20 protein-coding genes and 4 tRNA genes are annotated in these 25,745 nt (G+C 66.5%); 9 read left to right on the plus strand and 15 right to left on the minus strand.

Annotation, left to right across the window (positions count from 1 at the left end; all coding sequences use genetic code 11):
* Positions 1–35: 35 nt before the first annotated feature.
* Positions 36–638 (minus strand): pyridoxal 5'-phosphate synthase glutaminase subunit PdxT, encoded by a 603-nt coding sequence (gene pdxT / locus AC3ENO_RS03560; protein WP_434969411.1) that lies wholly within the window; start codon positions 636–638, stop codon positions 36–38.
* A complete protein-coding gene (gene pdxS, locus AC3ENO_RS03565; RefSeq protein ID WP_434969237.1) occupies positions 632–1,573 on the minus strand; it encodes a pyridoxal 5'-phosphate synthase lyase subunit PdxS in 942 nt (313 codons plus the stop codon). Before pdxS ends, pdxT begins: the two co-directional genes overlap by 7 nt.
* Positions 1,574–1,600: 27 nt before the next feature.
* On the opposite strand from pdxS, the gene AC3ENO_RS03570 reads away from it, so the two are divergent.
* Both AC3ENO_RS03570 and pdxY read left to right on the plus strand, forming a co-directional pair.
* Positions 1,601–2,947, plus strand: coding sequence for an aminotransferase class I/II-fold pyridoxal phosphate-dependent enzyme (locus tag AC3ENO_RS03570; RefSeq protein WP_434969238.1), 1,347 nt, complete (start codon positions 1,601–1,603; stop codon positions 2,945–2,947).
* Positions 2,948–2,954: 7 nt separating this feature from the next.
* Positions 2,955–3,806, plus strand: coding sequence for a pyridoxal kinase PdxY (gene pdxY, locus AC3ENO_RS03575; protein WP_434969239.1), 852 nt, complete (start codon positions 2,955–2,957; stop codon positions 3,804–3,806).
* Positions 3,807–3,824: 18 nt separating this feature from the next.
* On the opposite strand, the gene AC3ENO_RS03580 is transcribed toward pdxY, so the two are convergent.
* Genes AC3ENO_RS03580 through AC3ENO_RS03590 form a run of 3 tightly spaced genes read right to left on the minus strand, consistent with a single transcriptional unit; the run spans position 3,825 to position 8,476 of the window.
* A complete protein-coding gene (locus AC3ENO_RS03580; RefSeq protein WP_434969240.1) occupies positions 3,825–4,382 on the minus strand; it encodes an HIT family protein in 558 nt (185 codons plus the stop codon).
* Positions 4,379–6,442 carry a threonine--tRNA ligase gene (thrS, locus tag AC3ENO_RS03585; RefSeq protein WP_434969241.1) on the minus strand — a complete coding sequence of 688 codons (2,064 nt, stop codon included), beginning with the start codon at positions 6,440–6,442 and terminating at the stop codon, positions 4,379–4,381. Before thrS ends, AC3ENO_RS03580 begins: the two co-directional genes overlap by 4 nt.
* Positions 6,443–6,454: 12 nt before the next feature.
* Positions 6,455–8,476, minus strand: coding sequence for a DUF262 domain-containing protein (locus AC3ENO_RS03590; protein WP_434969242.1), 2,022 nt, complete (start codon positions 8,474–8,476; stop codon positions 6,455–6,457).
* Between the two features lie 148 nt (positions 8,477–8,624).
* Here AC3ENO_RS03590 and AC3ENO_RS03595 point away from each other — a divergent pair, with 148 nt between their 5' ends.
* The gene (locus tag AC3ENO_RS03595) at positions 8,625–9,398 is read left to right on the plus strand and encodes a hypothetical protein (RefSeq protein ID WP_434969243.1); all 774 of its coding nucleotides are present in this window, start codon (positions 8,625–8,627) and stop codon (positions 9,396–9,398) included.
* Between the two features lie 56 nt (positions 9,399–9,454).
* Here AC3ENO_RS03595 and AC3ENO_RS03600 read toward each other — a convergent pair whose 3' ends face one another.
* The 4 genes from AC3ENO_RS03600 to AC3ENO_RS03615 form a co-directional block, all read right to left on the minus strand.
* Entirely contained in the window at positions 9,455–9,685 is a 231-nt protein-coding gene (locus AC3ENO_RS03600; RefSeq protein WP_434969244.1) for a hypothetical protein, read from the minus strand.
* Between the two features lie 135 nt (positions 9,686–9,820).
* Positions 9,821–9,895 (minus strand) — tRNA-Val (locus AC3ENO_RS03605).
* Positions 9,896–9,922: 27 nt separating this feature from the next.
* Positions 9,923–9,993: transfer RNA gene (locus AC3ENO_RS03610), tRNA-Cys, on the minus strand.
* Between the two features lie 51 nt (positions 9,994–10,044).
* Positions 10,045–10,117 (minus strand) — tRNA-Gly (locus tag AC3ENO_RS03615).
* Positions 10,118–10,263: 146 nt separating this feature from the next.
* Here AC3ENO_RS03615 and AC3ENO_RS03620 point away from each other — a divergent pair.
* Positions 10,264–10,339, plus strand: a tRNA-Val gene (locus AC3ENO_RS03620).
* A 9-nt stretch (positions 10,340–10,348) separates the two neighbouring features.
* Here the strand turns inward: AC3ENO_RS03620 and AC3ENO_RS03625 are convergent.
* The 3 genes from AC3ENO_RS03625 to zapE all read right to left on the minus strand — a co-directional run bounded on the left by AC3ENO_RS03625 (position 10,349) and on the right by zapE (position 13,443).
* Positions 10,349–10,870 (minus strand): type II toxin-antitoxin system PemK/MazF family toxin, encoded by a 522-nt coding sequence (locus tag AC3ENO_RS03625; protein WP_434969245.1) that lies wholly within the window; start codon positions 10,868–10,870, stop codon positions 10,349–10,351.
* Between the two features lie 100 nt (positions 10,871–10,970).
* Positions 10,971–12,230 carry an ammonium transporter gene (locus AC3ENO_RS03630; protein ID WP_434969246.1) on the minus strand — a complete coding sequence of 420 codons (1,260 nt, stop codon included), beginning with the start codon at positions 12,228–12,230 and terminating at the stop codon, positions 10,971–10,973.
* Positions 12,231–12,411: 181 nt separating this feature from the next.
* Entirely contained in the window at positions 12,412–13,443 is a 1,032-nt protein-coding gene (zapE, locus tag AC3ENO_RS03635) for a cell division protein ZapE (RefSeq protein WP_434969247.1), read from the minus strand.
* A gap of 151 nt (positions 13,444–13,594) precedes the next feature.
* Between zapE and AC3ENO_RS03640 the strand changes: the two genes are divergently transcribed.
* Positions 13,595–14,302 carry a dihydrofolate reductase family protein gene (locus AC3ENO_RS03640; protein WP_434969248.1) on the plus strand — a complete coding sequence of 236 codons (708 nt, stop codon included), beginning with the start codon at positions 13,595–13,597 and terminating at the stop codon, positions 14,300–14,302.
* On the opposite strand, the gene AC3ENO_RS03645 is transcribed toward AC3ENO_RS03640, so the two are convergent.
* Positions 14,274–15,482 (minus strand): alpha/beta hydrolase family protein, encoded by a 1,209-nt coding sequence (locus tag AC3ENO_RS03645; RefSeq protein ID WP_434969249.1) that lies wholly within the window; start codon positions 15,480–15,482, stop codon positions 14,274–14,276. The two genes, AC3ENO_RS03640 and AC3ENO_RS03645, sit on opposite strands and share 29 nt — an antisense overlap.
* 25 nt (positions 15,483–15,507) lie before the next feature.
* Here AC3ENO_RS03645 and AC3ENO_RS03650 point away from each other — a divergent pair, with 25 nt between their 5' ends.
* The 4 genes from AC3ENO_RS03650 to AC3ENO_RS03665 all read left to right on the plus strand — a co-directional run bounded on the left by AC3ENO_RS03650 (position 15,508) and on the right by AC3ENO_RS03665 (position 20,730).
* Positions 15,508–16,092 carry a DUF3000 family protein gene (locus AC3ENO_RS03650; protein ID WP_434969250.1) on the plus strand — a complete coding sequence of 195 codons (585 nt, stop codon included), beginning with the start codon at positions 15,508–15,510 and terminating at the stop codon, positions 16,090–16,092.
* Positions 16,085–17,287: an HRDC domain-containing protein gene (locus tag AC3ENO_RS03655; protein ID WP_434969251.1), complete on the plus strand. Its 1,203-nt coding sequence runs from the start codon at positions 16,085–16,087 to the stop codon at positions 17,285–17,287. Before AC3ENO_RS03650 ends, AC3ENO_RS03655 begins: the two co-directional genes overlap by 8 nt.
* Positions 17,288–17,361: 74 nt before the next feature.
* On the plus strand, positions 17,362–18,567 hold the full coding sequence (locus tag AC3ENO_RS03660; protein WP_434969252.1) for a thiolase family protein: 1,206 nt from the start codon (positions 17,362–17,364) through the stop codon (positions 18,565–18,567).
* A gap of 12 nt (positions 18,568–18,579) precedes the next feature.
* Complete coding sequence (locus AC3ENO_RS03665) at positions 18,580–20,730, plus strand: 3-hydroxyacyl-CoA dehydrogenase NAD-binding domain-containing protein (RefSeq protein WP_434969253.1); 2,151 nt, start codon at positions 18,580–18,582, stop codon at positions 20,728–20,730.
* 65 nt (positions 20,731–20,795) lie between these two features.
* Here the strand turns inward: AC3ENO_RS03665 and dxs are convergent, their stop codons facing one another.
* A complete protein-coding gene (gene dxs / locus AC3ENO_RS03670; RefSeq protein WP_434969254.1) occupies positions 20,796–22,742 on the minus strand; it encodes a 1-deoxy-D-xylulose-5-phosphate synthase in 1,947 nt (648 codons plus the stop codon).
* Between the two features lie 135 nt (positions 22,743–22,877).
* On the minus strand, positions 22,878–25,712 hold the full coding sequence (locus AC3ENO_RS03675; RefSeq protein WP_434969255.1) for an aconitate hydratase: 2,835 nt from the start codon (positions 25,710–25,712) through the stop codon (positions 22,878–22,880).
* Positions 25,713–25,745: the final 33 nt, after the last annotated feature.

Below are 25,745 nucleotides of genomic sequence, written 5' to 3' on the forward strand. Positions count from 1 at the left end.
GCGCTCGATTCTATCGGCCCGGGAACCGGGCCCCGTCAGGACGCCGCGCGCACCGCCTCCAGGAACAACTCGTGGAAGCGTGTCTCGCCGGTCACCTCGGGGTGGAAAGACGTGCCGAGCAGCGGCCCCTGCCGCACCGCCACCACGCGACCGTCCGGGAGCGCGGCGATGGCCTCGGCGCGCTCCCCCACCTGCTCCACGAGCGGCGCACGGATGAAGACCGCGTGCACCGGGGGTTCTCCGAAGACGGGCACCTCGAGATCTGTCTCGAAGGAGTCGACCTGGCTGCCGAAGGCATTGCGGCGGACGATGACATCCAGGCCGCCGAAGGTCTGCTGGCCGGTGATTCCGTCACGGATACGGTCGGCGAGCAGGATCAGCCCGGCGCACGTCCCATACATCGGCATGCCGGCTTCGCGCGCCGCGATGATCGGCTCGCGCATCGCGAACGAGCGCGACAGCTTGTCGATGACGCTGGACTCACCACCCGGGAGGACGAGACCGTCGATGGCGGCGAGTTCCTCCGGGCGACGCACGAGCGACACCTCGGCATCCAGGGCCCGCAGGGCGGCGACGTGCTCACGCACGTCGCCCTGCAGGGCCAGGACCCCGACACGCGGCCGTGCGGTGCTCACCAGCCCCGCTCAGCCAGACGATGGGGCGCGGGCAGGTCGGCCACGTTGATGCCGACCATGGCCTCGCCCAGACCGCGTGACACGTCGGCGATCACCTTCGCGTCGTCGTAGAAGGTCGTTGCCTTCACGATCGCCGCGGCACGTTGCGCGGGGTTGCCCGACTTGAAGATGCCGGACCCGACGAAGACACCGTCCGCACCCAGCTGCATCATCATCGCGGCATCCGCCGGCGTCGCGACGCCGCCGGCGACGAACAGGACCACCGGAAGACTGCCGGTCTCGGCGACTTCCGCGACGAGTTCGTACGGAGCCTGAAGCTCCTTGGCCGCGACGTAGAGCTCGTCCTTCGACAGGGCGCCCAGAGCGGCGATCTCGCCCTTGATCTTGCGGATGTGCTTCATCGCCTCCGAGACGTCGCCGGTACCGGCCTCGCCCTTGGATCGGATCATCGCCGCGCCCTCGTTGATCCGACGGAGCGCCTCGCCGAGGTTCGTCGCACCGCAGACGAAGGGAACGGTGAAGCCCCACTTGTCGATGTGGTTCACGTAGTCGGCCGGCGAGAGCACCTCGGACTCGTCGATGTAGTCGACGCCGAGCTCCTGGAGCACCTGCGCCTCGACGAAGTGTCCGATCCGGGCCTTGGCCATCACGGGGATCGACACCGCATCGATGATGCCGTCGATCATGTCCGGGTCGCTCATCCGCGACACACCACCCTGCGCACGGATGTCGGCGGGGACGCGCTCGAGAGCCATGACGGCGACAGCGCCGGCATCCTCCGCGATCTTGGCTTGGTCGGGGGTGACGACATCCATGATGACGCCGCCCTTGAGCATTTCGGCAAGTCCCCGCTTGACGCGGGATGATCCGGTGGTGGAAGCGGACACGGGTACTCCTCGAGATTGACCTATGCCAAAACCTAGCACGTCCCGCGACATAGACTGGCCCCACCGAAAAGGAGCGTCATGAACGTGGGCATCACCGGAGCGACGGCGACCGAGATCGCCGATAGCGTGCGGGCGCTCGTGGACCGCGGTGACCTCGTCGCCGGTGAGCCACTCCCGCCGGTGCGCGTTCTCGCGCAGACACTCGGGGTCAACCGGAACACCGTCATGGCTGCCTATCGCCATCTCACCCAGGCCGGCGTCACCGTCGCGCGCGGCCGCGGCGGCACCCGCATCGCCGACCGGATCCCGGTCGCTCAAGAGGGGTACGCGCCAGACAGCGTCCTGCGCGACGTCGGCACGGGCAATCCGGACCCGAGGCGTATCCCCGACCCATCCGCCGCACTGGCGCGCGTGACGGGTCGCCCCGTCCTCTACGGCGAGCCCGTGGTCGATCGCGACCTCGAAGCGTGGGCGCGAACGTGGATCGCCGAGGATCTCACCGAAGACCTCCCGTTTCGCATCACGATCACCAGCGGCGCCGCCGATGCCGTTGAGCGGCTGCTGGCTCAGGCGTTGACCCGCGAGGACGCCGTCGGTCTGGAGGATCCCTGTTTCCTCGCCAGCATCCACACCGTTCGCCTGGGCGGGTACCGCCCGGTCGCGATCCCCGTGGACGAGGAGGGCATGACGGTCGACGGGCTGCGCGCAGCACTCGCGGAGGGAATCCGGGCGCTCGTGTGCACCCCGCGGGCGCAGAACCCGACCGGGGCGAGTCTGTCCGCGTCCCGCGCGAAGGCCCTGCGGGCGGTGCTGGACGAGCATCCGTACGTCCTGGTCATCGAGGACGATCACTTCGCGATGCTCTCGCGCACTCCGCTGCACACCCTCATCGGGCCCGCACGTCGCCGCTGGGCTCTGGTGCGATCGGTGTCCAAGTTCCTCGGTCCCGACATGTGTCTGGCCGTCACCGCATCCGACCCCCATACCGCCGAGCGCTTGTCCATGCGCCTCACGCCGGGAACGACGTGGGTCAGCCATCTGCTGCAGCGCCTCACCCTCGCGCTGGTCACGGATGCCGAGGCGATGGCCACCATCCGCGACGCGGGCCGCCACTACGCGCGCCGCAACGACGCCTTCAGCCGGAGGCTCACCGAACTCGGCGTGCCCACCGAACCCGGCGACGGACTGAACTTATGGGTGAACGTGGGCGGCCCGGCCCGCGAGGTGGCAGCCCATCTCATGCGGCGCGGATGGCTCGCGCGTCCCGGGGACGAGTTCGTCCTGAGCGATGACGCTGCGGCGTCCCACCTGCGCCTCACCGTGCACGACCTCGACGAAGCGGATGCCGAGCAGCTCGCTCTGGACGTGGCAGCCGCCGTCGGGGCTGCCACGTCGCGCGTCTCCGAGATCTCTGCGATGGGATGATCGAACGGTGAAGATCCTCTCCATCCAGTCGGCCGTCGCCTATGGTCATGTCGGCAACTCCGCGGCAGTTTTCCCCCTTCAGCGCATCGGCGTGGAGGTTCTGCCGGTCTACACGGTGAACTTCTCCAACCACACCGGCTACGGCGCCTGGCGCGGTCCGCTGATCCCGCCCGCCGACGTCGCCGAGGTCATTCGAGGCATCGAGGAGCGCGGAGTCTTCCCCGAAATCGATGTCGTCCTCTCGGGATACCAGGGAAGCGAAGGGATCGGAGAGGTGATCCTCGACGCTGTCGCCAGGGTGAAGGCCGCGAACCCCTCGGCCGTGTACGCGTGCGATCCCGTCATGGGCAACGCGGCATCCGGGTGCTTCGTTGCGCCGGCGATCCCGGTTCTCCTCCGGGAGCGTGTCGTGCCGCACGCCGACATCATCACACCCAACCAGTTCGAACTCGGTTTCCTCACCGGTACCGAGCCGTCCGATCTCGACTCGACGCTCGCGTCGGCCGACAGAGCCCGAGCCATGGGCCCGCGCACCGTGCTCGTCACGAGCGTCGATCGCCCCGATGCGCCCGCCGACACGCTCGAGATGCTCGCGGTCACCGACGACGGGGCGTGGATCGTGCAGACTCCGCGCATCCCGATGAAGGCGAACGGATCGGGAGATGTCACGGCGGCGCTGTTCACCGCGCACCTTCGGGAGAGCGGGGACGCTGCCGCCGCCCTCGCACGCACCGCATCGAGCGTCTTCGACCTGCTCCAGAACACCTTCGAGTCGGGGCAGCGCGAACTGCGTTTGGTGGAGTCCCAGGAGGCGTACGCACACCCGCGCATGCAGTTCGGCGTCGAACGGGTTCGCTAGCGGTTCAGGCCCCTCGGTCTAGACGGGCCAGGCCCGGGATATCGTCTCCCGGACGTCGCCGAGCAGCTGCGGCAGGGCTTTGGTCCGCGCGATGATCGGGAAGAAGTTCGCGTCCGATGCCCACCGGGGGACGATGTGCTGGTGCAGGTGCTCGTCGACGCCCGCGCCGGCCACCGCGCCCTGATTCATGCCGATGTTGAAACCGTCGCACCGAGACACGCTCCGGAGCACTCTCATCGCCGTCTGGGTGAGTTCCGCCATCTCCCGCGTCTCTTCGACGGTCGCGAGGTCGTATGTCGCGACGTGGCGGTACGGGCAGACCAGCATGTGGCCGGAGTTGTAGGGGAACAGGTTGAGCAGCACGTAGCAGCTCTTCCCGCGGCGAACGATCAGGCCATCGGCGTCCGACTTCCGCGGCGCCGCGCAGAACGGACAGTCCGCGCGCATCGCGTCGGCTCCCGCCTGGATATAGGCCATCCGGTGCGGAGTCCACAGGCGCTGGAACCCGTCGGGGACCCCCGCAAGCTCGCCAGGCTGCAGGACCTCGGGCGCGTCGGATGCCTCAGCATCCGTCATGCGAGATCCTCGGCGGTATCGACGAGCACCCTGTTCTCGATCGCGGCAGTGATGCGCGAGATCGCCTCGTCAAGCGGGATGCCGTTGGTCTGCGATCCGTCGCGGAAGCGGAACGACACCGTGCCTGCGGAGCGATCCTGCTCCCCTGCGATGACCTGGAGGGGGACCTTCTGGGTCGTGTGGGTGCGGATCTTCTTCTGCATTCGGTCATCGCTGCGGTCGAGTTCGGCGCGGACCCCGGCAGCGCGGAGCCGATCGACGAACTGGCCGAGGTAGTCGGCATACTCCTCGGCGACCGGGATGCCGACGACCTGCACCGGTGAGAGCCAGACCGGGAATGCCCCGGCATAGTGCTCGAGCAGGATCGCGAAGAAGCGCTCGATCGACCCGAACAGCGCACGGTGGATCATGATCGGGCGGTGCTTCTCGCCGTCGGGTCCCGTGTACTCCAGGCCGAAACGCTCCGGGAGGTTCGGATCGACCTGGACGGTGGACAGCTGCCACGTACGCCCGATCGCATCCTTTGTCTTGAGATCGATCTTCGGCCCGTAGAACGCCGCCTCACCAGGAACCTCGGTGAGCTTGAGTCCCGAGGCCAGGGCGACGTTGCGCAGGGCGTTGGTCGAGTACTCCCAGAACTCGTCGGTGCCGATCCACTTGGACTTCTCGTCGTCGCGCATCGAGAGCTCGAGTTCGAAGTCGTCCAATCCGAAGTCGCGCAGCATGGAGATCACGAACTCCAGAACGCGAGTCGCCTCACCCTCCAACTGGTCGGGGGTGACGAACAGATGCGAATCGTCCTGGGTGAAGCCGCGGACACGGGTCAGGCCGTGGAGAGCGCCCGAGAGCTCATTGCGGTACACGGTGCCGTTCTCGGCAAGACGCATCGGCAGGTCGCGGTAGCTGCGCGCACGCTCCTTGTAGATGAGGATGTGCATGGGGCAGTTCATCGGCTTCAGGTAGTAGTCCTGCCCCTGCTTCGTGACGTGTCCGTCAGCATCGACCTCCTCGTCCATCCGGATCGGAGGGAACATCCCCTCGCGGTAGGTCACGAGGTGATTTGACGTGAGGAACAAGTCCTCCTTCGAGATGTGCGGTGTGTAGACGTAGGTGTATCCGCCTTCCACGTGACGGCGCCGCGCGTGCTGCTCCATTTCGCCGCGGACGATCCCGCCCTTCGGATGCCAGACCGAAAGACCAGAGCCGATCTCATCGGGGAAGGAGAAGAGGTCGAGTTCCTTGCCCAGCTTGCGGTGATCTCGCTTCGCGGCCTCTTCGAGCCGGTGCTGGTAGGCCCGCAGCTCGTCTTTGGTCGGCCAGGCGGTGCCGTAGATGCGCTGCAGCTGCGGGTTCTTCTCGCTGCCCCGCCAGTACGCGCCGGCGATCCGGGTCAGATCCCAGCCATTGCCGACCATGCGGGTGCTGGGCAGGTGCGGTCCGCGGCAGAGGTCCTTCCACACGGTCTCGCCGTCGCGGGTCACGTTGTCGTAGATGGTCAGCTCGGCACCGCCGACTTCGACGGATGCTCCCTCTGTCGCATCCGCTCCCCCGCCCTTGAGACCGATGAGCTCGAGCTTGAACGGCTCGTCGGCGAGTTCGAGACGAGCCTGCTCATCACTCACGATTCGGCGGATGAACCGCTGTCCCTCCCGGACGATGCGCTCCATCTCCTTCTTGATCGCTTTGAGGTCTTCGGGGGTGAAAGGCTCGTCGACGCCGAAGTCGTAGTAGAAGCCGTCGGTGATCGGCGGGCCGATGCCGAGGTTCGCCTGGGGCCGGATCCGCTGCACGGCCTGCGCAAGCACGTGGGCCGTGGAATGCCGCAGGATGTCGAGCCCGTCCGCGCTGTCGATCGTCACGGGTTCGACCTCGTCGTCTGCCGTGACGGTCGTTGCGAGGTCTTTCAGCGCGCCGTTGACCCTCAGCGCGACGACGGAGCGGTCGGGAAAGAGAGCGAAACCGTCGGCGGGATAGACGACGTCGGATGGAACGAGCGGTTGTGTCACAGCGAACTCCTGGGCGATTGCACACTCCAGGCTATCGAGCCTGGAGCGCGGCATCCGACCAGGAGGTCACATGATCTGCCCGATATAGGAGTACTTGACGAACACCTCGGGTGCGAGCCCGGCTTCGTCGAGCACCCCCTGGACGGCAGCCATCATGTAGCGCGAATCCCATCCCATGTAGAGGTGATGATCGGCGTCGAGACTGTCCCACTCGCCGTTCCACGCGCGGCTGTCATAGACCGGTCCGCCACGCCGTGCACAGTACGCGACCACCGCCTCGCGTCTGTCCGCCCAGAGCCGCTTGAAGATGCGATTGAACAGGTACTTGATGTCGGGGACTTCCCAGTGCTCGCCGACGTACTCCACGTACGAGAACTCCCGTTCCCAGCCACGCGGCCATCCCCGCCGCGCGATCGCGTCAAGGATGGGGGTCAGCCCGTCGTCGTCGATGACGAGGGGACCGCGCCGACGCCAGATGGTGAGGACCCGAGCCGCGAGTTCGGCCGAACGCGCGCTGATGGCCGCCGTTCCCCAGGCTTCCGCTCGGGCAAGCGGCGCGGTCAGCGCGATCGCGCTGCGCGCGTAGACGGCCCGTTTGTCGGGGAACGACGCGTCGAAAACCTGTGCAGCAAGCGGTTCCTCGAGAAGAGTGAGGTTTCCGAGTGTTGCCGCGAGAGCCCGGTGGCTGTTCTGCTCGTCCTCGGTGTAGTCCTTCCACACCCGTCCGTCACCGCCCGTCCACGCGTCGGAGGGCGCGGCCGGGAACACGTGATCGACGATGAGATCGTCGCGTGTGACGTCCGCCTGCGCGAGGCGCGAGAGGACGTACTCCGGATGCGGGAGTCGGCTGTGTTTGAGCGCGACCCTGACCCGATCGTCCGACGGTGTGAGCCGCGACATCGCCGACACCAAAGACGCGATACCGCCATCCAGCGCACGCACCAGACGGGCGACGAGCCGGTCGCTTGCGATTGCGACGACCTCTCGACGCAACAGGAGTGACTGCAGATCCTCGAGCAATTCGAGGAGGACGGCACGATCGAGCTCACCCTTCCGGTGGCGGGCGCAGAGCGCCATCACGAGCGGGTACATGCCGCGACCGAAGGTGTTCAGCTGATGAAGCTGCGTCCGGATCTCGGCATCCGATTCCCGCGAGGGGTCGAGCAGCGTGGCATAGAGGTCGGCGAACGACCGCCACCGTGCCGCCTCACCGCGCAGCGCCGCGGGCTCGAGGCGCGGAACGCGCGCCCGGAACACGTCGTAGACGCCGCGCCCGCCGGAGGTCGTGACCACCTCTCGACCGCCGACCATGACCAGGTAGTGCGCCCAGAACGAGGCGATGTGCTCGCCTGTGCTGGACTCGATGGCCGCCCAGTATTCGTCCTCGATGACCAGCTGTTCGGCATGGGAGAGCCCCATGAGCACGTAGTTGTGGATGAGCTCGTGATCGCGCAGCGGCTCCCCGGTGGAGTTGAGGCTCTCGAAGATCTGTTGCGCGTTGGCTCCGCTGCCGAGCGAAATCGCGACGTGCTCGAGCCGCTGGAGTCCGCGCCAGATGCGTGCGACATCGCGCGGGGGAACCTGGCTGCGGAAGAACGCGTAATTGTCGGCGAACCGCGACGGGGCCGGCGCGGCATTCGGTCCACCGACGATCACGTCGCGGAACGACCTGGCCCACTCCCGGTGCGGACGCAGCTTCGTCTGTCCCGTCGAGCTGTGGATCAACACGCGTTCAAGCTCTGCGGCAACCGCCGGGTCCTCGTCACGGATGGTGTGGAACAGCGCCGCGACCAGGAGCATGAGGGTCGTGATGCGTTGCTGCCCGTCGATGAGCACCCATTCTTCGGCACCGTCGTCCGACTCGGCGTCTTCCGGACCGCCCGCCGCGCTGAGGATGGATCCGATGAAGTGCATGTGCGCGTCGTCGCGGTCGGCGACCGCCCGGATGTCGCTCAGCAGCTGCTCGCAGCCACCGATGTCCCAACGGTACTGGCGCTGATACACCGGGACGACGATCGTGGCCCGCGCCGACGCCAACCACGCAACCGTGTTGACAGCGTGCGCGCGGATGTTGGTGGCAGTGATCATCGAGTGTCCCCTCGGTGTCGTGGACGGCCCCGTCGAGTCTAATAATCACGGCGCGCACGCCCAGGTTCGGCACAAGCCCCGGGAGTAGGGTTGCCTAAGTTGGGCCTGTAAAAACGCGCTGGCCCACCGATCGAAAGGCACGAACCCTATGGGTTACATCAAGAGCGCCGCTCTCGACGAGACCGGCTTCGTCGTTCTCGACAGCTACAACGAGCCAATGGATCCGAAGGAGTGGCTCGACATCGAATACGTTGACTGGAAGTCGTCCGGTGACACCCGTTTCGCTCCACTCGCGTCGGCTAAGGGCGACATCGAGTGCAACGGGTTCTGGAACCACCAGCCGCCACGTACCGACAAGGACGGCGTGTGGATCGACTCCCAGACCGCCATCGCCCCGACACTCACTGCTCGCGCGAAGGAGCCGGGCGCCAATGTCGGCCGCTGCCGCGTGATCGAGCTTCAGCCCAACTCCTACGCTGATTGCCTCTACAACCTGCACCAGGACGACAACAACCGCCTCAACCCCGACGGGACGGGGTGGGTTGTGCGCGGGTTCTTCAACCTCACTGACGACAAGGACAGCTACTTCGTCCTCCGTGAGAACCGCACCGACCCGAGCATCGAGTACCGCATCGCGCTGCCTGCCGGCGCTCAGCTGATCGTCGACACGCAGCGGCTGTGGCACGCGGTGCACCATCAGGGCGACAAGCCGCGCTACTGCCTGATCACCTCGTGGACCTCGGGCCCCGAACTCGATGCGTACATCGAGAAGTACAACGGCAAGCCCACGACCGAGTACTACCCGGTCTCGGAGGACATTCGTGAGGCCGGTCAGGCCGAGCAGGCGCGTCGCGATGCCGCCCGTGCGGCCTATTACGCCGCCAAGGGGCAGAAGGAGAAGCTCGCGATGAGCGAGGCCTGAGCCTCAGGCATCCGTTTCGCTGGCCCCTCGCCCATCCGGGTGGGGGGCCATTCTCGTCAGCGCGGGTCTTCGGTCGCGCCGGCCCGCCGGAGCTCGGCGAGGTATTCCTGGTCGGCATCGGCGAGGAAGTGCTCGCCGGTGGTCTCGTCGCGCCGCGGCACCCCACCGGCGCCGACGACCGCGTCGAAAGCCTCCGTGCTCAGAGCCGACGTCGGATTGTCGAGCAGCCACTGCTTCGTGGCATGCAGGCAACGGTGGAACCAGTGGTCGGACGCGTTCTCGCTCATACGCCTCAGTATCTCGGGCAGGCGTAGCCCAGAGCCAGTGCGCGAGGAACTGTTCCGACGACGGATACCGAGAGTTCTCGGGGTAACGCCTGCCCCCAGAAGCCGAAAAACCCCCGGGAGGTCCGGGGGTTCGGGTGGTGCGCGATACTGGGATCGAACCAGTGACCTCTTCCGTGTCAGGGAAGCGCGCTACCGCTGCGCCAATCGCGCCTGTGAAGGCTATTCAGTTGTTCGGCGAGGTGGCGACGGGATTCGAACCCGTGTAAACGGCTTTGCAGGCCGGTGCCTAGCCGCTCGGCCACGCCACCGTGTGTGGTTCGACCCACGTGTCGTGACTCCCGAAGGAGACCCCGCACTCGAGCGGATGACGAGACTCGAACTCGCGACCCTCACCTTGGCAAGGTGATGCGCTACCAACTGCGCTACATCCGCATTGCGCCACCGTGTGGCGCTTGATCGACTTTAGTGGACAAACGGCGCTGCGCAAAACCGGCACGGGTCCGCGCGTGTCGGGCGCTCGAAGGTCGTGGGCGACTCCAGCGATCCGGTAAGATCGAGTCTCGGCCCGCACGGGCCATGGGCGATTGGCGCAGTTGGTAGCGCGCTTCCTTCACACGGAAGAGGTCATCAGTTCGAGTCTGGTATCGCCCACCACTCTTCCCGTCACCGGTGCCTTTCGGCGTCCCAGCCGTAACGACGACGCAGGGCGTTGGCGACAATCACGAAGCGGTCGAGTTCGAGCGCAGCAGCCTCACGACGCATCCCTCGATGGTGCACGCTGTAGAGCTGCTCGATATCCACCCAGGATGCTCTCCCCTTCGCATCCCACGAACCCGACCCGATCGCGATGTAGTCGCGGTCCCCGTCGTGCGGTCGGCTCGTCAATCGCACGGCATAGACGTGGTCGGAGTCTTGGCGGCCGATCACAAGCACCGGCCGGTCCTTGCCTCTTCCGTCGCCCTCTGCGTAAGGCACCCAGGTCCACACGATCTCGCCGGCGTCAGCGCCCCCATCAGCTTCGGGTGCATAGCCGATCTTCAGGCCGTTTGCGGCAGGTGGAGAAACGATCCGTGTTCGGACGGCCAGCGGTGGCGCATCTGGTACGGCATCCGTGCGAACCTTCCTGCGCGTCGGCGGCGTGAGCGCACGCGCAACCTTACGGACAAACGAGGACAGCCGATTCACGAAGTCACCCTAGCCGCCGAGGACGCGAGAAGACGCCTCAGGGGCGCCGCGAACCAGTCGCGACGCCCCTGAGGGTAAGGAGATGATCTCCCCGGAGGGATCAGTTCTGCTCGGCGAGCGAGTAGCCCTCTTCGCCGTGCACGGTGGTGTCGACACCGGCGAGCTCGTCCTCGTTCTTGATGCGGAAGCCGATCGTCTTCTCGATCGCGAAGCCCAGGATCCAGGCGACGACGAAGGAGTAGATCAGCACACCGAACGCTGCGATCGCCTGGACCGCGAGCTGCTCGAAGCCGCCCCCGAGGAACAGGCCCGTCTCGGTCGCGAAGAAGCCGAGGTACAGCGTTCCGATGACGCCACCGACCAGGTGGATGCCGACCACGTCGAGCGAGTCGTCGTAGCCGAGCTTCCACTTGAGCTCGATCGCGAAGGCGCAGATGACACCGGTCACGAGACCGAGCAGCAGAGCCCAGCCGGGGCTGAGGAATGCACAGGCCGGGGTGATCGCGACCAGACCCGCAACCGCACCCGAGGCAGCGCCGACAGACGTGGCCTTGCCGTCCTTGAACTTCTCGACGATGAGCCAACCGATGATGGCCGCAGCGGTCGCGCCGAGCGTGTTGATGACGATGATGCCGGCGAGCGAGTCGGGACCCATCGAGCCGTACACGCCGTCTCCGTAGTACCAGTTCGCCTCAGCACCCGCGTTGAAGCCGAACCAGCCGAACCACAGGATCGACGCACCGAGCATGACCAGCGGCACGTTGTGAGGCTTCTGGATGCCCTTCTGGAAACCGATGCGCTTGCCGAGCACAAGGGCCAGCGCAAGAGCCGCAGCACCCGCGTTGATGTGAACGGCAGTACCACCCGCGTAGTCCATCACGAAGATCCCGGACTCCTCGCCGAACAGCGCGGTGCCGAGGTTCATGATCCAGCCGCCGCCCCAGACCCATGCGGCGACCGGGAAGTAGACGACCGTGGCCCATACACCGGCGAAGATCATCCACGATCCGAACCGGGCGCGGTCAGCGATGGCGCCCGAGATGAGCGCCACCGTGATGATCGCGAAGGTGGACCCGAACAGCGCCAGCACGAAGTCCGAGCTGGAAAGCTCAGGCGACGAGAGCGCGAAGTTCGAGAAGGGGTTTCCTGCAAAAGCCCAGGGGTCGCTCACCGCGGCCATGTTGAATCCGTACAGGATCCAGAGCACCGCGATCAGAGCCATCGCGCCGAAGCTCATCATCATCATGCTGATGACGCTCTTCGCCTTGACGAGACCACCGTAGAAGAAGGCGACGCCGGGCGTCATGAACAGGACTAGCGCCGATGAGGTAATACCCCAGGCGAGAGTTCCAGCATCCATTGAGAGTCCTCAATTCGTGTCGTGTGTCGAAAGTTGCACCGACGCGGGTAGTCGGGCACTTGCGGAGCCAGTCTCGCGGTGACCGGTTTCGCCCAGAGGGTGCCCCGTGTTTCGCGTCTGTTACGCACACCGGCGGCAGGTAAACATCAGGTTTCGGGAGACCGTCAGGTCGCCACGAAAGTCACGCGATCGTCGAGGCAACGAGGCGTGAGATCGCTCTGAGGTACTTCTTGCGATACCCCCCGGCGAGCATCTCCTCCGGGAAGACACGATCGAGGCTGATCCCGGTCGCCCGGATCGGGATCTGTGCATCGTAGATGCGGTCGACCAGCGCGACGAAGCGCAGCGCAGCGGACTGATCGGTGAGCACGGATACTTCACGCAGCCCCACGAGCGCGAGGCCGTCAATGAGCCGGATGTACCGGGAAGGGTGCACTCGCGCAAGGTGCGCGATGACGTCCGCGAATGTGTCGTCGCTGACAAGTGCGTCGACGGATGCTGACTCAATGGCCTGCGCGTAGTGCGACGCGTCCAGCGTCACCGCATGGCCATCGACATCGCGGTGGCGGTAATCGGTGCCGTCAATGCGGATGGTCTGGAAGCTCTCTGCCATCGCGTGAATCTCGCGCAGGAAGTCTTGCGCCGCGAACCTTCCCTCTCCGAGGGCATTGGGCGGTGTGTTCGAGGTAGCGGCCAGACGGGTTCCGGTTGCCACCAGCTCGCCGAGCAGCCTGGTCATCACCATCGTGTCGCCGGGGTCATCGAGTTCGAACTCGTCGATGCAGAGCAGATCTGCGCCGGTGAACAGGCGCACGACATTCTGGTAGCCCAACGCCCCGACAAGCGCCGTGTACTCGATGAAGGACCCGAAGTACTTCCGTCGTGCGGGCATCGCGTGATAGATCGCCGCCAGCAGGTGCGTCTTTCCGACGCCGAACCCTCCGTCGAGATAGACACCGGGCTTGAGGTCCGGTTGCTTCGCGCGCCGGCGGAACAAGCCGCCTCGGGACGGCTCCGCACCCACTCCCGCGAATGTCATCAGCAGTTCTTTCGCCGCCTGCTGAGACGGATACTCCGGGTCGGCGCGATAGGACTCGAAGGAGGCGTTCGCGAACTGCGGCGGAGGAGTGAGCGCCGCGACCATCTGGTCGCCGGAAAGGTCGGGAGTGCGCGTCGCGAGGCGCACGACGCCGGTGGGTCCGGATGCAGGCATGGGTGATTTCCGCGAGAGGCGGCGGATGCGGCAGCGCCGCGTGCCGCCTAGAGTCAGGGGGGGAGGACGCTCCTACTTTACGCGGGAGATCGACCCGACGGTCGCCATCCGGAGGGAGGCGACCCGTGCTGAGACAGGAGAGGAGACGACCGTGCTCGTGACCGAGCTCGCTCCCCGAACACTCGCGGCGATCGACATCGACGCCGACCGGGACGCCGCGCGCGCGTGGATCGACCAGCGGTACGCATCCGTCTCGGAAAGCAGCGTCCGTCTGAACATGATCGCGTCGATCACCGGGGCTGCCGTCGGCGGTGACGGGACCAGCGAGACCCTCACCGGCGGCGCCGATCGCCTCATCCTGGGAGCCATCCGGGCGGCGGCAGACGCGGTTGTGGTCGGCGCCCAGACCGTCCGCGCGGAAGGCTACCTCCTCCCCCGTTCTGCCGTACTGGCGGTCGTGACACGTTCGGGATCGCTCGAGGGACTGCGTGTACCCGACGGCGTACGAGACCGCCTGCTGGTGCTGTGTCCCGCGTCGCGCACGCACGACGTGCAGACCGCGGTGGCGCACCTGCCCGCCGACGTGATCGGGCTGCGTGACGAGGACCTCGCGCCTCAGGCGGTCGTCGATGTGCTGCGCGAGCGTGGGCTGCGCCGACTCGTGTGCGAAGGAGGGCCCTCGCTGGCGGGGCAGTTCGCACGTGCGGGCGTGATCGACGAATACTGCGTCACGATCGCTCCGGCTCTCACACCGGCCGATCATCCGTTCATCGCCCTGGTCGAGTCCGCCGGCACGGAGATCGCCGGTCACCTCGTTGACGAGGCGGGCTTCACCTATCTTCGGTTGCGGTCTCGGTGACGAAGCCACGCTCGGTCAGCCACCGGGTGATCCGACTGGTCCAGCGTTCCTGGTCGTAATTCCAGAGCTTCGTGTGACGGGCCACACTGAACACGTCGAGTTCGACGATGTCGGGGCGCGCGACCACGAGGTCGTGTGAGGCGTCTGAGGGGACGAATCCGTCGTCGTCGCTGTGGAGGATCAGGATCGGATGATGCAGCTCTGCCGACCGAGCCAGCACATCGAGGCGACGGAAAGGGATGGCCGCTCCCGCTCCGGTGAGCGCTGTCGCCCAATCGGCGCCGAGGATTGTGATCGCCAAGCGGGTCACGGGTGCGGGCAGCTTCACGAGCCGGGCCTGATAGTCGAGCACGATGCGCCAGTCGACGACGGGCGAGTCGAGGATAAGCCCGACGATGAGATCGCGGTGGGCGGAGTTCAGCGCCAACTGCAACGAGATCGCTCCCCCCATCGACCAGCCCATCACGATGACGCGCTTCGCACCCCGGCGCCGCGCGAACCCGAGCGCTGCGTCCACGTCGCGCCACTCGGTGGCTCCCAGCATGTACCGGCCGGACCTGCTGCGCGGCGCCTCGCCGTCATTGCGGTACGAGACCACGAGCGAGGTGATGCCGAGCGCGTGAAACACCGGAACAGCACGAAGACACTCGGCGCGTGCTGCGCCGCGCCCGTGAACCTGGATCACCCACACGTCGCCGTCGCCGGCGGGGAACAGCCACGCGGGGCACGGGCCGAGGGCAGAACCGACCAACTCGGGCGTGAAGGGAAGATGAAGCTCCTCGGGTCGCTGGTAGTACCAGCCGCTGAACGCGGCGTCACGCACGATCCGGGACTGTGGGCCGACATGAGTGAGGAGTTTGCGCTTGACCGCTACCGACGTCTCCGAGAGCACCGACCCGAGCTTGAGGTACCCCTCTGTGCCCGCCGTGAACAGGCCGTAACGGCCGGCGAGTTCAGTGTCCGGCGTTCGAGTGAGGGTGATCGTCTGCGATGACGTGTCCAGCTCGAGGATGCGGCAATCCGGGACGCGGGCAGCCGGAGTGACGACACGCCTGGCCATCCGCACCGCGATCGCACCCCACAGCGCGAGGACGGCGCCGAGGGATGCCGAGATCACCGCAAGAGCCGTTCTGACGATGACGGCGTACGGTGTGGTGGCGGCGCGCCTGGACTCGACCATGGAGTCCTCACTCTAGTCTGTCGGGGTGACCGGAGACCTTCTATCGGGGGTAGCGTTCGAGGACGTGGCCGCGACGATCCGCGCGACCACCTTCCGTGACGACCTCACGGTCCGCGAGATCCCGGCACCGTCGGGTCTGGCCCCCGAGGCGCTCGCCCTGGCTGCGGATGTGCGGGCCGACGCCTCCGGCGACGAGTCAGCGTACGGAACGGGCCGATTCATCCTGCTCCACGACGCGGACGAGCCCGCGCAGTGGAACGGATCGTGGCGCATCGTGTGCTTCGCGCAGGCTCCTCTCGAACCTGAGATCGGCATGGATGCCCTCCTGGCAGACGTGACCTGGTCGTGGCTCACGGACGCCCTGCAGGCGCACACGGCGACCTATCACTCCCCCTCGGGAACCGCGACCAAGACCCTCTCCAAGGGGTTCGGCACGCTCGCCGCCGAAGGGGACGGCGCACAGATCGAGCTACGTGCGTCGTGGACACCGACGGCAAACCTCGGAGCGCACGTCGAAGCCTGGGCGGAACTGGTCTGCATGCTCGCCGGTCTGCCTCCGGGGTCGGAGCAGATCGCGACAGTCACCTCGCGCCGGGTGAGCCGTGGCTGAATACACCGTGATCACGGATGCCGCGGGTCTGGAGGCAGCAGCCGCACGCCTCACAGATGGCGAGGGGCCCGTGGCAGTCGACGTCGAGCGAGCCTCCGGCTTCCGCTACTCCCAGCGGGCGTACCTCATTCAGCTGTTTCGCCGGGGCACAGGCGTCATCCTCATCGACCCGCCAGCGATCGGTGGTGGCTTCTCCTCGCTGCAGCACGCGATAGGACGCGTGGAATGGGTGTTCCACGCGGCCAGCCAAGACCTCCCCTCGCTTCGCGAGCTCGGGTTGGAGCCCCCGTCGCTGTTCGACACCGAACTGGCCTCGAGACTGCTCGGTCGCGAGCGCGTAGGACTCGGCGCTGTCGTCGAAGAGACCCTGGGGATCACGCTGGCCAAGGCGCATTCGGCATCCGATTGGTCGACCCGGCCGCTCCCTCAGGAGTGGCTCGAGTATGCCGCACACGACGTCGAGTACTTGATCGATGTTCGCGACATCCTCGCCGGGCAACTCGCTGATGCGGGCAAGACGGACTTCGCTGCACAAGAGTTCGCCGCGGTCCTCACCCGCGAGCCCAAGCCGCCCCGGGAGGATCCGTGGCGGCGCCTGAGCGGTCTGCACACGGTGAAGGGCCGGCGAGGGCTCGCCATCGCCCGTGCCCTGTGGCTGGCGCGCGAGGAGCTTGCGATCGCTCAGGATGTGGCCCCGGGCCGACTCGTGCCCGACCGAGCACTCGTCGCTGCCATTCTCGCCGACCCGCAGAGCAAGCAGCAGTTGGCGGCGGTCAAGGCGTTCACCGGACGGGCCAGCCGCTCGGAACTCGACCGCTGGTGGGCCGCGTTCGAGGCAGGCCGAGCAGCCACCGAGCTGCCACCCGACCGCGTGCGGGGCACTGATCCGATCCCGCCGGTTCGCGCCTGGGCGGACCGCGCTCCCGAAGCTGACGCGCGGCTCAAGGCCGCGAAGCCCCGTGTCGACGAACGTGCAACGAGCCTGGCGATGCCCGTCGAGAACCTGCTCACCCCGGAGCTGCTCCGACGCGTCGCGTGGTCACCTCCGGCCCCAGTCGATCCGGAGACGATCGGGCAGGCGCTCGCTGCACTGGGAGCGCGGCCGTGGCAGATTGAGCAGACTGCACAGGTGATCGCCCAAGCCTTTGTGGAATCCGAGCAAGCTCCGACAGAGGCGTCGGAGAGCGGTTCGTAGGTTCGACCCAAGCGATTCCCCCTGGATTTGGCCCCCTCTTAGGCTGGCCTCATTCCCAATTCTTTGGAGGCAGAGTGGCCGAAATGTCGGACGTCTTCTTCGTCGACGGTATGCGGACCCCATTCGGGCGCGCGGGCGAGAAGGGCATGTACTGGAACACCCGCGCCGATGACCTCGCGGTCAAGGCGATCATCGGGCTGATGGAACGCAACCCTGAGGTCCCGAAGGACCGCATCGATGACGTGGCCATCGCCGCGACGTCACAGACAGGAGACCAGGGCCTCACCCTCGGCAGGTCAGCCGCGATCCTCGCCGGCCTGCCGATGACCGTCCCCGGCTTCGCCATCGACCGGATGTGCGCGGGCGCGATGACGAGCGTGACCACGATGGCTGGATCGATCGGCTTCGGGATGTACGACCTCGCGATCGCCGGCGGCGTGGAGCACATGGGTCGGCACCCGATCGGCTCGAATGCGGACCCGAATCCTCGATTCGTCGCCGAGAAAATGGTCGACCCGGGCGCGCTGAACATGGGAGTGACCGCCGAGCGGTTGCACGACCGATTCCCGCAGCTCACGAAGGAGCGCGCCGACCGCTTCGGCATGCTCAGCCAGCAGAAGGCTCAGGCGGCGTACGACGCCGGGAAGATCCAGCCCGACCTCGTCCCCGTGGCGATCCGGAACGCCGAGGGCGCGTGGGGGCTCGCGACCGAAGACGAAGGCCGTCGACCCGAGACGACCATGGAAGGCCTCGCCGCGTTGAAGACCCCGTTCCGACCGCACGGTCGGGTGACCGCCGGTACGTCCTCGCCGCTCACGGACGGCGCGACGATGGGGCTGTTGGCCAGTGGTGACGCGGTGCGCCAGCTCGGGCTCGCACCGAAGATGCGACTTGTGTCGTTCGCCTTCGCAGGCGTACAGCCAGAGATCATGGGCATCGGTCCCATCCCCTCGACTGAGAAGGCGCTGCAGAAGGCAGGCCTGACGATCGATGACATCGGCTTGTTCGAACTGAACGAGGCGTTCGCCGTGCAGGTGCTGTCGCTGCTCGACCACTTCGGTATCGCGGATGACGACCCCCGGGTCAACCAATGGGGCGGAGCGATCGCGCTCGGGCATCCGTTGGCGGCGTCCGGCGTTCGCCTGATGATTCAGCTCGCTGCGCAGTTCGCTGAACGCCCGGACGTCCGCTACGGCTTGACCGCCATGTGCGTGGGCCTCGGTCAGGGAGGCTCCGTCGTCTGGGAGAACCCGCACTACACCGGCAAGAAGAAGAAGTAGGTGTTCGTCGACATGACCAACTATGACGAGATCGACTTCTCGCCCCTGGACGCGCTGACCGACGGCGAGGTCATCACGCATTCGCGCGTGACCGACGTGCGCCTTGGTTCGGGCAGGGTCCTCGCCCTCATCACCCTCGACAACGGGCGAGACCACACTCGCCCCAACACCCTTGGACCGGCAACGCTGAAAGAGCTCGGAGAGACACTCGACGCACTCACCGCGCGCGCCGCTGCCGGCGAGATCCACGCCGTCGGAGTGACCGGGAAGCAGTACATCCTCGCCGCGGGTGCCGACCTCAGCGATGTCTCCCGAGTGCCCTCGAAAGAGATCGCGAAGCTGGTCGCGCAGCGGGGGCACCAGGTTCTCGGGAAGCTGTCGAGCCTCGGCGTGCCATCGTTCGCGTTCGTCAACGGGCTCGCACTCGGGGGTGGCCTCGAGATCGCCTTGAACTCCACCTACCGCACCGTGGATGCGTCCGCCGCTGCCATCGCCTTGCCCGAGGTCTTCCTCGGACTCATCCCGGGATGGGGCGGGGCCTATCTGCTCCCCAACCTGATCGGCATTGAGAACGCGCTGGAAGTGGTCATTTCCAATCCGCTGAAGCAGAACCGCGTGCTCAAGCCGCAGCAGGCCTTCGACCTGGGCATCGTGGATGCCATCTTCCCCGCCGCGAACTACCTCGAGGACTCGCTGCGCTGGGCCGATGGCGTTCTCTCCGGCAGGATCAAGGTGGAGCGCAAGAACGAGCCGGGCAAGATCGAGCGGCTGACGAAGTGGCCCATCGCGATCAAGATGGCCCGGGGAATGCTCGAGAACCGAATCGGGACCGTTCCCCGCTCGCCGTACGTCGCGCTCGACCTGCTCGACAAGGCCAAGAGCGGCACGAGGGCAGAGGGCTTCGCCCGCGAGGATGAGGCGCTGACCGATCTCATCACCGGCGACCAGTTCGCCGCATCCATGTACGCCTTCGATCTCGTCCAGAAGCGCGCCAAGCGCCCCGTCGGTGCGCCCGACAAGGCGCTGGCCAAGAAGGTGCAGAAGGTCGGCATCATCGGCGCCGGCCTCATGGCGAGCCAATTCGCGCTGCTGTTCGTCCGAAAGCTCCAGGTCCCGGTGCTCATCACAGACCTCGACCAGGCGCGCGTCGACAAGGGTCTCAGCTACATTCGCGAGGAGATCGCCAAGCTCGAACAGAAGGGCCGCCTCGACGCTGACGGAGCGAACCGCCTCCGCGCGCTGATCCACGGGACGACCGACAAGAGCGAGTATGCCGATTGCGACTTCGTGATCGAGGCCGTGTTCGAAGAGGTCGGCGTGAAGCAGCAGGTGTTCGGCGAGATCGAGCAGATCGTCGCGGAGGACGCGATCCTCGCGACGAACACCTCGTCGCTGTCGGTCGAGGAGATCGGAGCGAAGCTCGCACACCCCGAGCGGCTCGTCGGCTTCCACTTCTTCAACCCGGTTGCGGTCATGCCGCTTATCGAGATCGTGAAGACCCCCCGCACCGACGAGGCTGCACTGTCCACCGCCTTCGTCGTGGCGAAGGGTCTCGGCAAGAACGCCGTGCTCACCGCTGATGCCCCCGGTTTCGTCGTCAACCGTCTCCTCGCGAAGGTCATGGGAGAGGCAGCTCGCGCCGTCTACGAGGGCACGCCGCTGTTGAGCGTCGAGAAGGCCTTCGGTCCTCTCGGACTGCCGATGACGCCGTTCCAGCTCATCGACCTGGTCGGGTGGAAGGTCGCTGCACACGTGCAGGACACGATGGCGACAGCCTTCCCGGACCGGTTCTACGCCAACGCCAACTTCCACGAACTGGCCGAACTGCCGGACGTCGTCGAGAAGGACAAGAACGGAAAGGTCACCGGCTGGACGAAGGCCGCTGAGAAGCTCCTCAAGCCGGCAGTGGGCACAGCGCCCGCGGCCGAGGACGAGATCCTTCGCCGCGTCCAGGACGGCCTTGCGCAGGAGATTCGGATCATGCTCGATGAGGGCGTCGTACCCGAGGTCGAAGACATCGATCTGTGCCTCATTCTCGGCGCGGGCTGGCCGTTCATCGACGGCGGCGCGTCACCGTACCTCGATCGCGAGGGTGCGTCCCAGCGCGTCTTCGGCGGCACCTTCCACGAACCCCCGATCCGGGGAATTGCGTCCGCCAGCTGACCGTCACGCACAGAGCAGGGGCGCGGATGTGGCGTCCGGACCCCTCCTCTGTGCCGTCAGCCCGGCTACTCGCGCCCGCGCGTGAGTTCCGCGATCAGATCGGCGCCGTTCTCGGCGCGACGTGCGATCGGAATCCTGGTGCCGAGGACCTGAGAGACGACATCCTGCGCGATCTTGCTCGCCACAAGTCCCGCATCCTCAAGGATCTGCTCCCGGCTCGCGTGCGGGATGAACTCGTCAGGCAGGCCGAGCTCGTCCACCGCGGTGTCGACGCCGGCTTCGCGAAGCACCTGACGTACTCGGGTCCCGATGCCGCCGACGCGGATGCCGTCTTCGAGAGTGATCACCAGACGGTGGGCGGCGGCCAGGTCAACGATGGAGGGTTGCACCGGAATGACCCAACGGGGGTCGACGACGGTCGCGCCGATCCCCTGCGCGCGCAGCCTGCTCGCGACGTCCATCGCGATGTGCGCCATGGGACCGATCCCGACGAGCAGAACATCCTCGGCCCCGCCGCGCGCGAGCACGTCGACACCGTCGGGGAGACGTTCGAGTGCGGGAAGGTCGGGAAGCACCGCGCCTTTGGGAAAGCGCACGACAGTCGGCGCATCCGACACCGCGACAGCTTCGCGGAACTCCTCGCGCAGTCGGTCCGCGTCGCGGGGCGCCGCAATACGGATGCCGGGTACGAGCTGCAGCATCGCGAGATCCCACACGCCGTGATGGCTCGGACCGTCGGGGCCGGTGACGCCCGCGCGGTCCAGGACGAACGTGACGCCGGCCCGGTGGAGCGCGACGTCCATCATGACCTGATCGAAGGCGCGATTCATGAAGGTCGCGTAGATCGCCACGACGGGGTGCAGACCGCCGAAGGCGAGACCGGCAGCCGACGCCGCGGCGTGCTGCTCCGCGATGCCGACGTCGTAGACCCGCTGCGGGAATCGCTCGGCAAACGGCTGCAGTCCGGTCGGCCGCAGCATCGCCGCGGTGATCGCGATGACATCCTCCCGCTCCGCGCCGACCTCGACGAGCTCGTTCGCGAAGACATCAGTCCAGGCCGGTGACGAGGATCCGCCGACCGGTTCGCCCGATACAGGGTCGATGCGCCCCACCGCGTGGAACTGATCGGCCACGTCGCGGAGGGCAGGTTCGTAGCCGCGGCCCTTCTCGGTGATCGCGTGCACGATCACCGGTGCGCCGTGCTCCTTCGCGAGCTCCAAGGTCTCGAGCAGCATCGGCAGGTCGTGGCCGTCGACCGGTCCAAGGTACTTGATGTCGAGATTCGAGTAGAGAGCCTCGTTGTTGGTGAAGCGCGAGAGGAAGCCGCGCGTCCCCCCGCGTACTCCCCGGTAGAAGGCGCGAGCGGCGGGGCCGAGCCGGCTCGAGAGGCGGTCGGAGCGGCGACGGAGCGTCTCGTAGCTGGATGCCGTGCGCACGCGGTTCAGGTAGCGCGCCATGCCGCCGATGGTCGGCGCGTACGAGCGGCCATTGTCGTTGACGACGATCACCAGGTTGCGGTCATTGTCGTCGGAGATGTTGTTGAGCGCTTCCCACGTCATGCCACCTGTGAGGGAGCCGTCCCCCACCACTGCCACAACATGCCGGTCGCGACGCCCGGTGCGCGCGAAGGCCCGGGAGATGCCATCCGCCCAGCTGAGCGAACTCGACGCGTGGGAGGACTCGACGACGTCGTGCTCGCTCTCCGATCGCTGCGGATAGCCGGCAAGGCCATCGCGACTGCGCAGGTGCGAGAAGTCCTGCCGACCCGTGAGCAGCTTATGCACGTACGACTGGTGTCCGGTGTCGAAGATGATGGGGTCATCCGGCGACGAGAAGACGCGGTGAAGCGCGATCGTCAACTCGACGACACCCAGGTTCGGACCCAGATGACCGCCCGTGCGGGCGACGTTCTCGATGAGGAACGCGCGCACCTCTGCGGCGAGATCTGCAAGCTGGTCTGTCGTCAGAGCATCCAGATCCCGCGGCGAGCGGATCGTGGGCAGCAGAGCCATCTCACTCCTCCCGTCGGCCGCCACCGCACATCCGATGACGTCTGGCAAGTCTATCGACCGGCTGCGGGGCGGGATCGAGCACCACGGTGTTTCGATTCCGCCCCGCACGCCTGGCGCGATCGCGGGGGCGCAGCGTCAGACGAGCGACCGCAGCACGTACTGGAGGATCCCGCCGTTGCGGTAGTAGTCCGCTTCTCCCGGCGTGTCGATCCGTACGATGGCGTCGAACTCGATCGTCTGTTTGCCCTCCGGGGAGAACTCGCTCGGCTCCGCGGTCACGTGCACCGTCTTGGGCGTCACGCCCTCATTGAGCTGCTCGAGGCCGGTGATGCTGATGATCTCGGTGCCGTCCAGCCCGAGCGACTTCCAGCTCTCGCCGGCCGGGAACTGCAGCGGCACAACTCCCATCCCGATGAGGTTGGAGCGGTGGATGCGCTCGAAGCTCTCGGTGATGACGGCCTTCACGCCGAGGAGATTGGTGCCCTTGGCCGCCCAGTCGCGCGACGACCCCGACCCGTATTCCTTGCCGCCGAGGACGACGAGCGGGATCCCCTGAGCCTGATAGTTCATGCAGGCGTCGTAGATGTAGGACTGCGGCCCGCCCGGCTTGGTGAAGTCGCGGGTGTAGCCGCCCTCGACGATCTGGCCGTCGTTGACGGCCGCCACCAACTCGTTCTTGAGTCGGATGTTCGCGAAGGTTCCGCGAATCATCACTTCGTGATTTCCACGCCGGGACCCGTAGGAGTTGAAGTCCTTCTGCGCGACGCCGTGCTCGGTCAGGTACTGGGCGGCGGGGGTGCCCGCCTTGATGTTCCCGGCGGGGCTGATGTGGTCCGTCGTGACCGAGTCGCCGAGCGTGGCCATGACGCGCGCGCCGCGGATGTCGGAGACCGGGGTCAGCTCCATCTTCATGCCGTCGAAGTACGGCGCCTTGCGCACGTAGGTCGAGTTCGGGTCCCACTCGAACTGGGCGGCATCCGGCGTCGGAAGACTGCGCCAACGCTCGTCGCCGTCGAACACGGTCGCATACTGCTTGATGAACTGCTCCCGTGAGATCGAGGAATCGATCACGGACTGCACTTCCTCGGTGGTCGGCCAGATGTCCTTCAGGAAGACATCGTTTCCGTCCTTGTCCTTGCCGAGCGGATCTGTCTCGAAGTCGAAGTTCATGGAGCCGGCGAGGGCGTACGCGACGACGAGCGGAGGCGAAGCGAGGTAGTTCATCTTCACGTCGGGGCTGATCCGGCCTTCGAAGTTCCGGTTGCCGGACAGGACTGCCGTCACCGCGAGGTCGTGGTCGTTGATCGCGGTCGAGACTTCTTCGATCAGCGGACCGGAGTTGCCGATACAGATGGTGCAGCCGTAACCGACGGTGTAGAAGCCGAGCGCCTCGAGCGACTTGTCCAGGCCAGAGGATTCGTAGTAGTCGGTGACCACCTTTGAGCCGGGTCCCAGGGTCGTCTTGACCCACGGCTTACGCGTCAGACCCTTCTCGACAGCCTTCTTCGCAAGCAGACCGGCAGCGAGCATGACGGAGGGGTTCGACGTGTTGGTGCACGATGTGATCGCCGCGAGCGTCACGGCGCCATTGTCCAGAACGTAGCTCTGACCTTCCGGGGTCGTCACCTTGACCGGCTTGGATGCGGCCTCCGGGCCACCGGACGAGATGAGGACCTCGTGCGTGTGGCTGTCCTCGTCGCCGGGCTCGCCGCCCGGGTCGGATGCCGGGAACGAACCCTGGGACTCGAGGTCGACGATCGACTCGGACGACGTCGGCGTGGCGTAGTTCAGAATGTCTTTCTGGAACTGGGCCTTCGCCTCCGACAGCAGGATGCGGTCCTGCGGGCGCTTCGGGCCCGCGATGGACGGCACGACCGTACCCAGATCGAGCTCCATGTACTCGCTGAAGACGAGCTCCCGCGCGGGGTCGTGCCACATCGCCTGCAGCTTCGCGTATGCCTCGACGAGCGCGACGGTCTGCTCGTCCCGGCCCGTGAGCCGGAGGTACTCGAGCGTCACGTCATCGATCGGGAACATCGCCGCAGTGGAGCCGAACTCGGGGCTCATGTTGCCGATCGTCGCGCGATTGGCAAGCGGCACCGATGCGACGCCCTCACCGTAGAACTCGACGAACTTTCCGACAACGCCGTGCTTGCGGAGCATGTCTGTGATCGTCAGAACAACGTCGGTTGCCGTTACGCCCGCCGGGATCGAACCGGTGAGCTTGAATCCCACGACGCGCGGGATGAGCATCGACACGGGCTGGCCGAGCATCGCGGCCTCGGCCTCGATACCGCCGACTCCCCAGCCAAGAACGCCGAGGCCGTTGACCATCGTGGTGTGCGAGTCGGTGCCGACGCAGGTGTCGGGGTAGGCGCGAAGGACGCCACCGACCTCGCGGTCGTATACGACCTTGGCCAGGTGCTCGATGTTCACCTGGTGCACGATGCCGGTGCCGGGAGGAACCACCTTGAAGTCGTCGAACGCCGTCTGCCCCCAGCGCAGGAACTGGTACCGCTCGCCGTTGCGCTCGTACTCAATCTCGACATTACGCTCGAGCGCGTTCGGCGTACCGAACAGGTCGGCGATGACGGAGTGGTCGATCACCATCTCCGCAGGCGAGAGAGGATTGATCTTCGCCGGGTCGCCGCCGAGTTCGGCAACGGCCTCGCGCATGGTGGCCAGGTCGACGATGCAGGGAACTCCGGTGAAGTCCTGCATCACGACGCGCGCCGGCGTGAACTGGATCTCGGTGTCGGGCTCCGCGTTCGGGTCCCAGGAACCGAGTGCTTCGATCTGTTCCTTCGTGACGTTCGCACCGTCTTCGGTGCGCAGCAGGTTCTCCAGAAGAACCTTGAGGCTGAACGGAAGCTTCTCGTATCCGGCGACGGAGTCGATCCGGAAAATCTCGTAGTCGGTCTCCCCGACTGTCAGTGTGCTCTTGGCACCGAAGCTGTCAACGGTGGACATGTGTGCTCCTTCGTCGGCGGAGGCGGGCAGCCG

The organism is Microbacterium sp. bgisy207 (assembly GCF_057706855.1).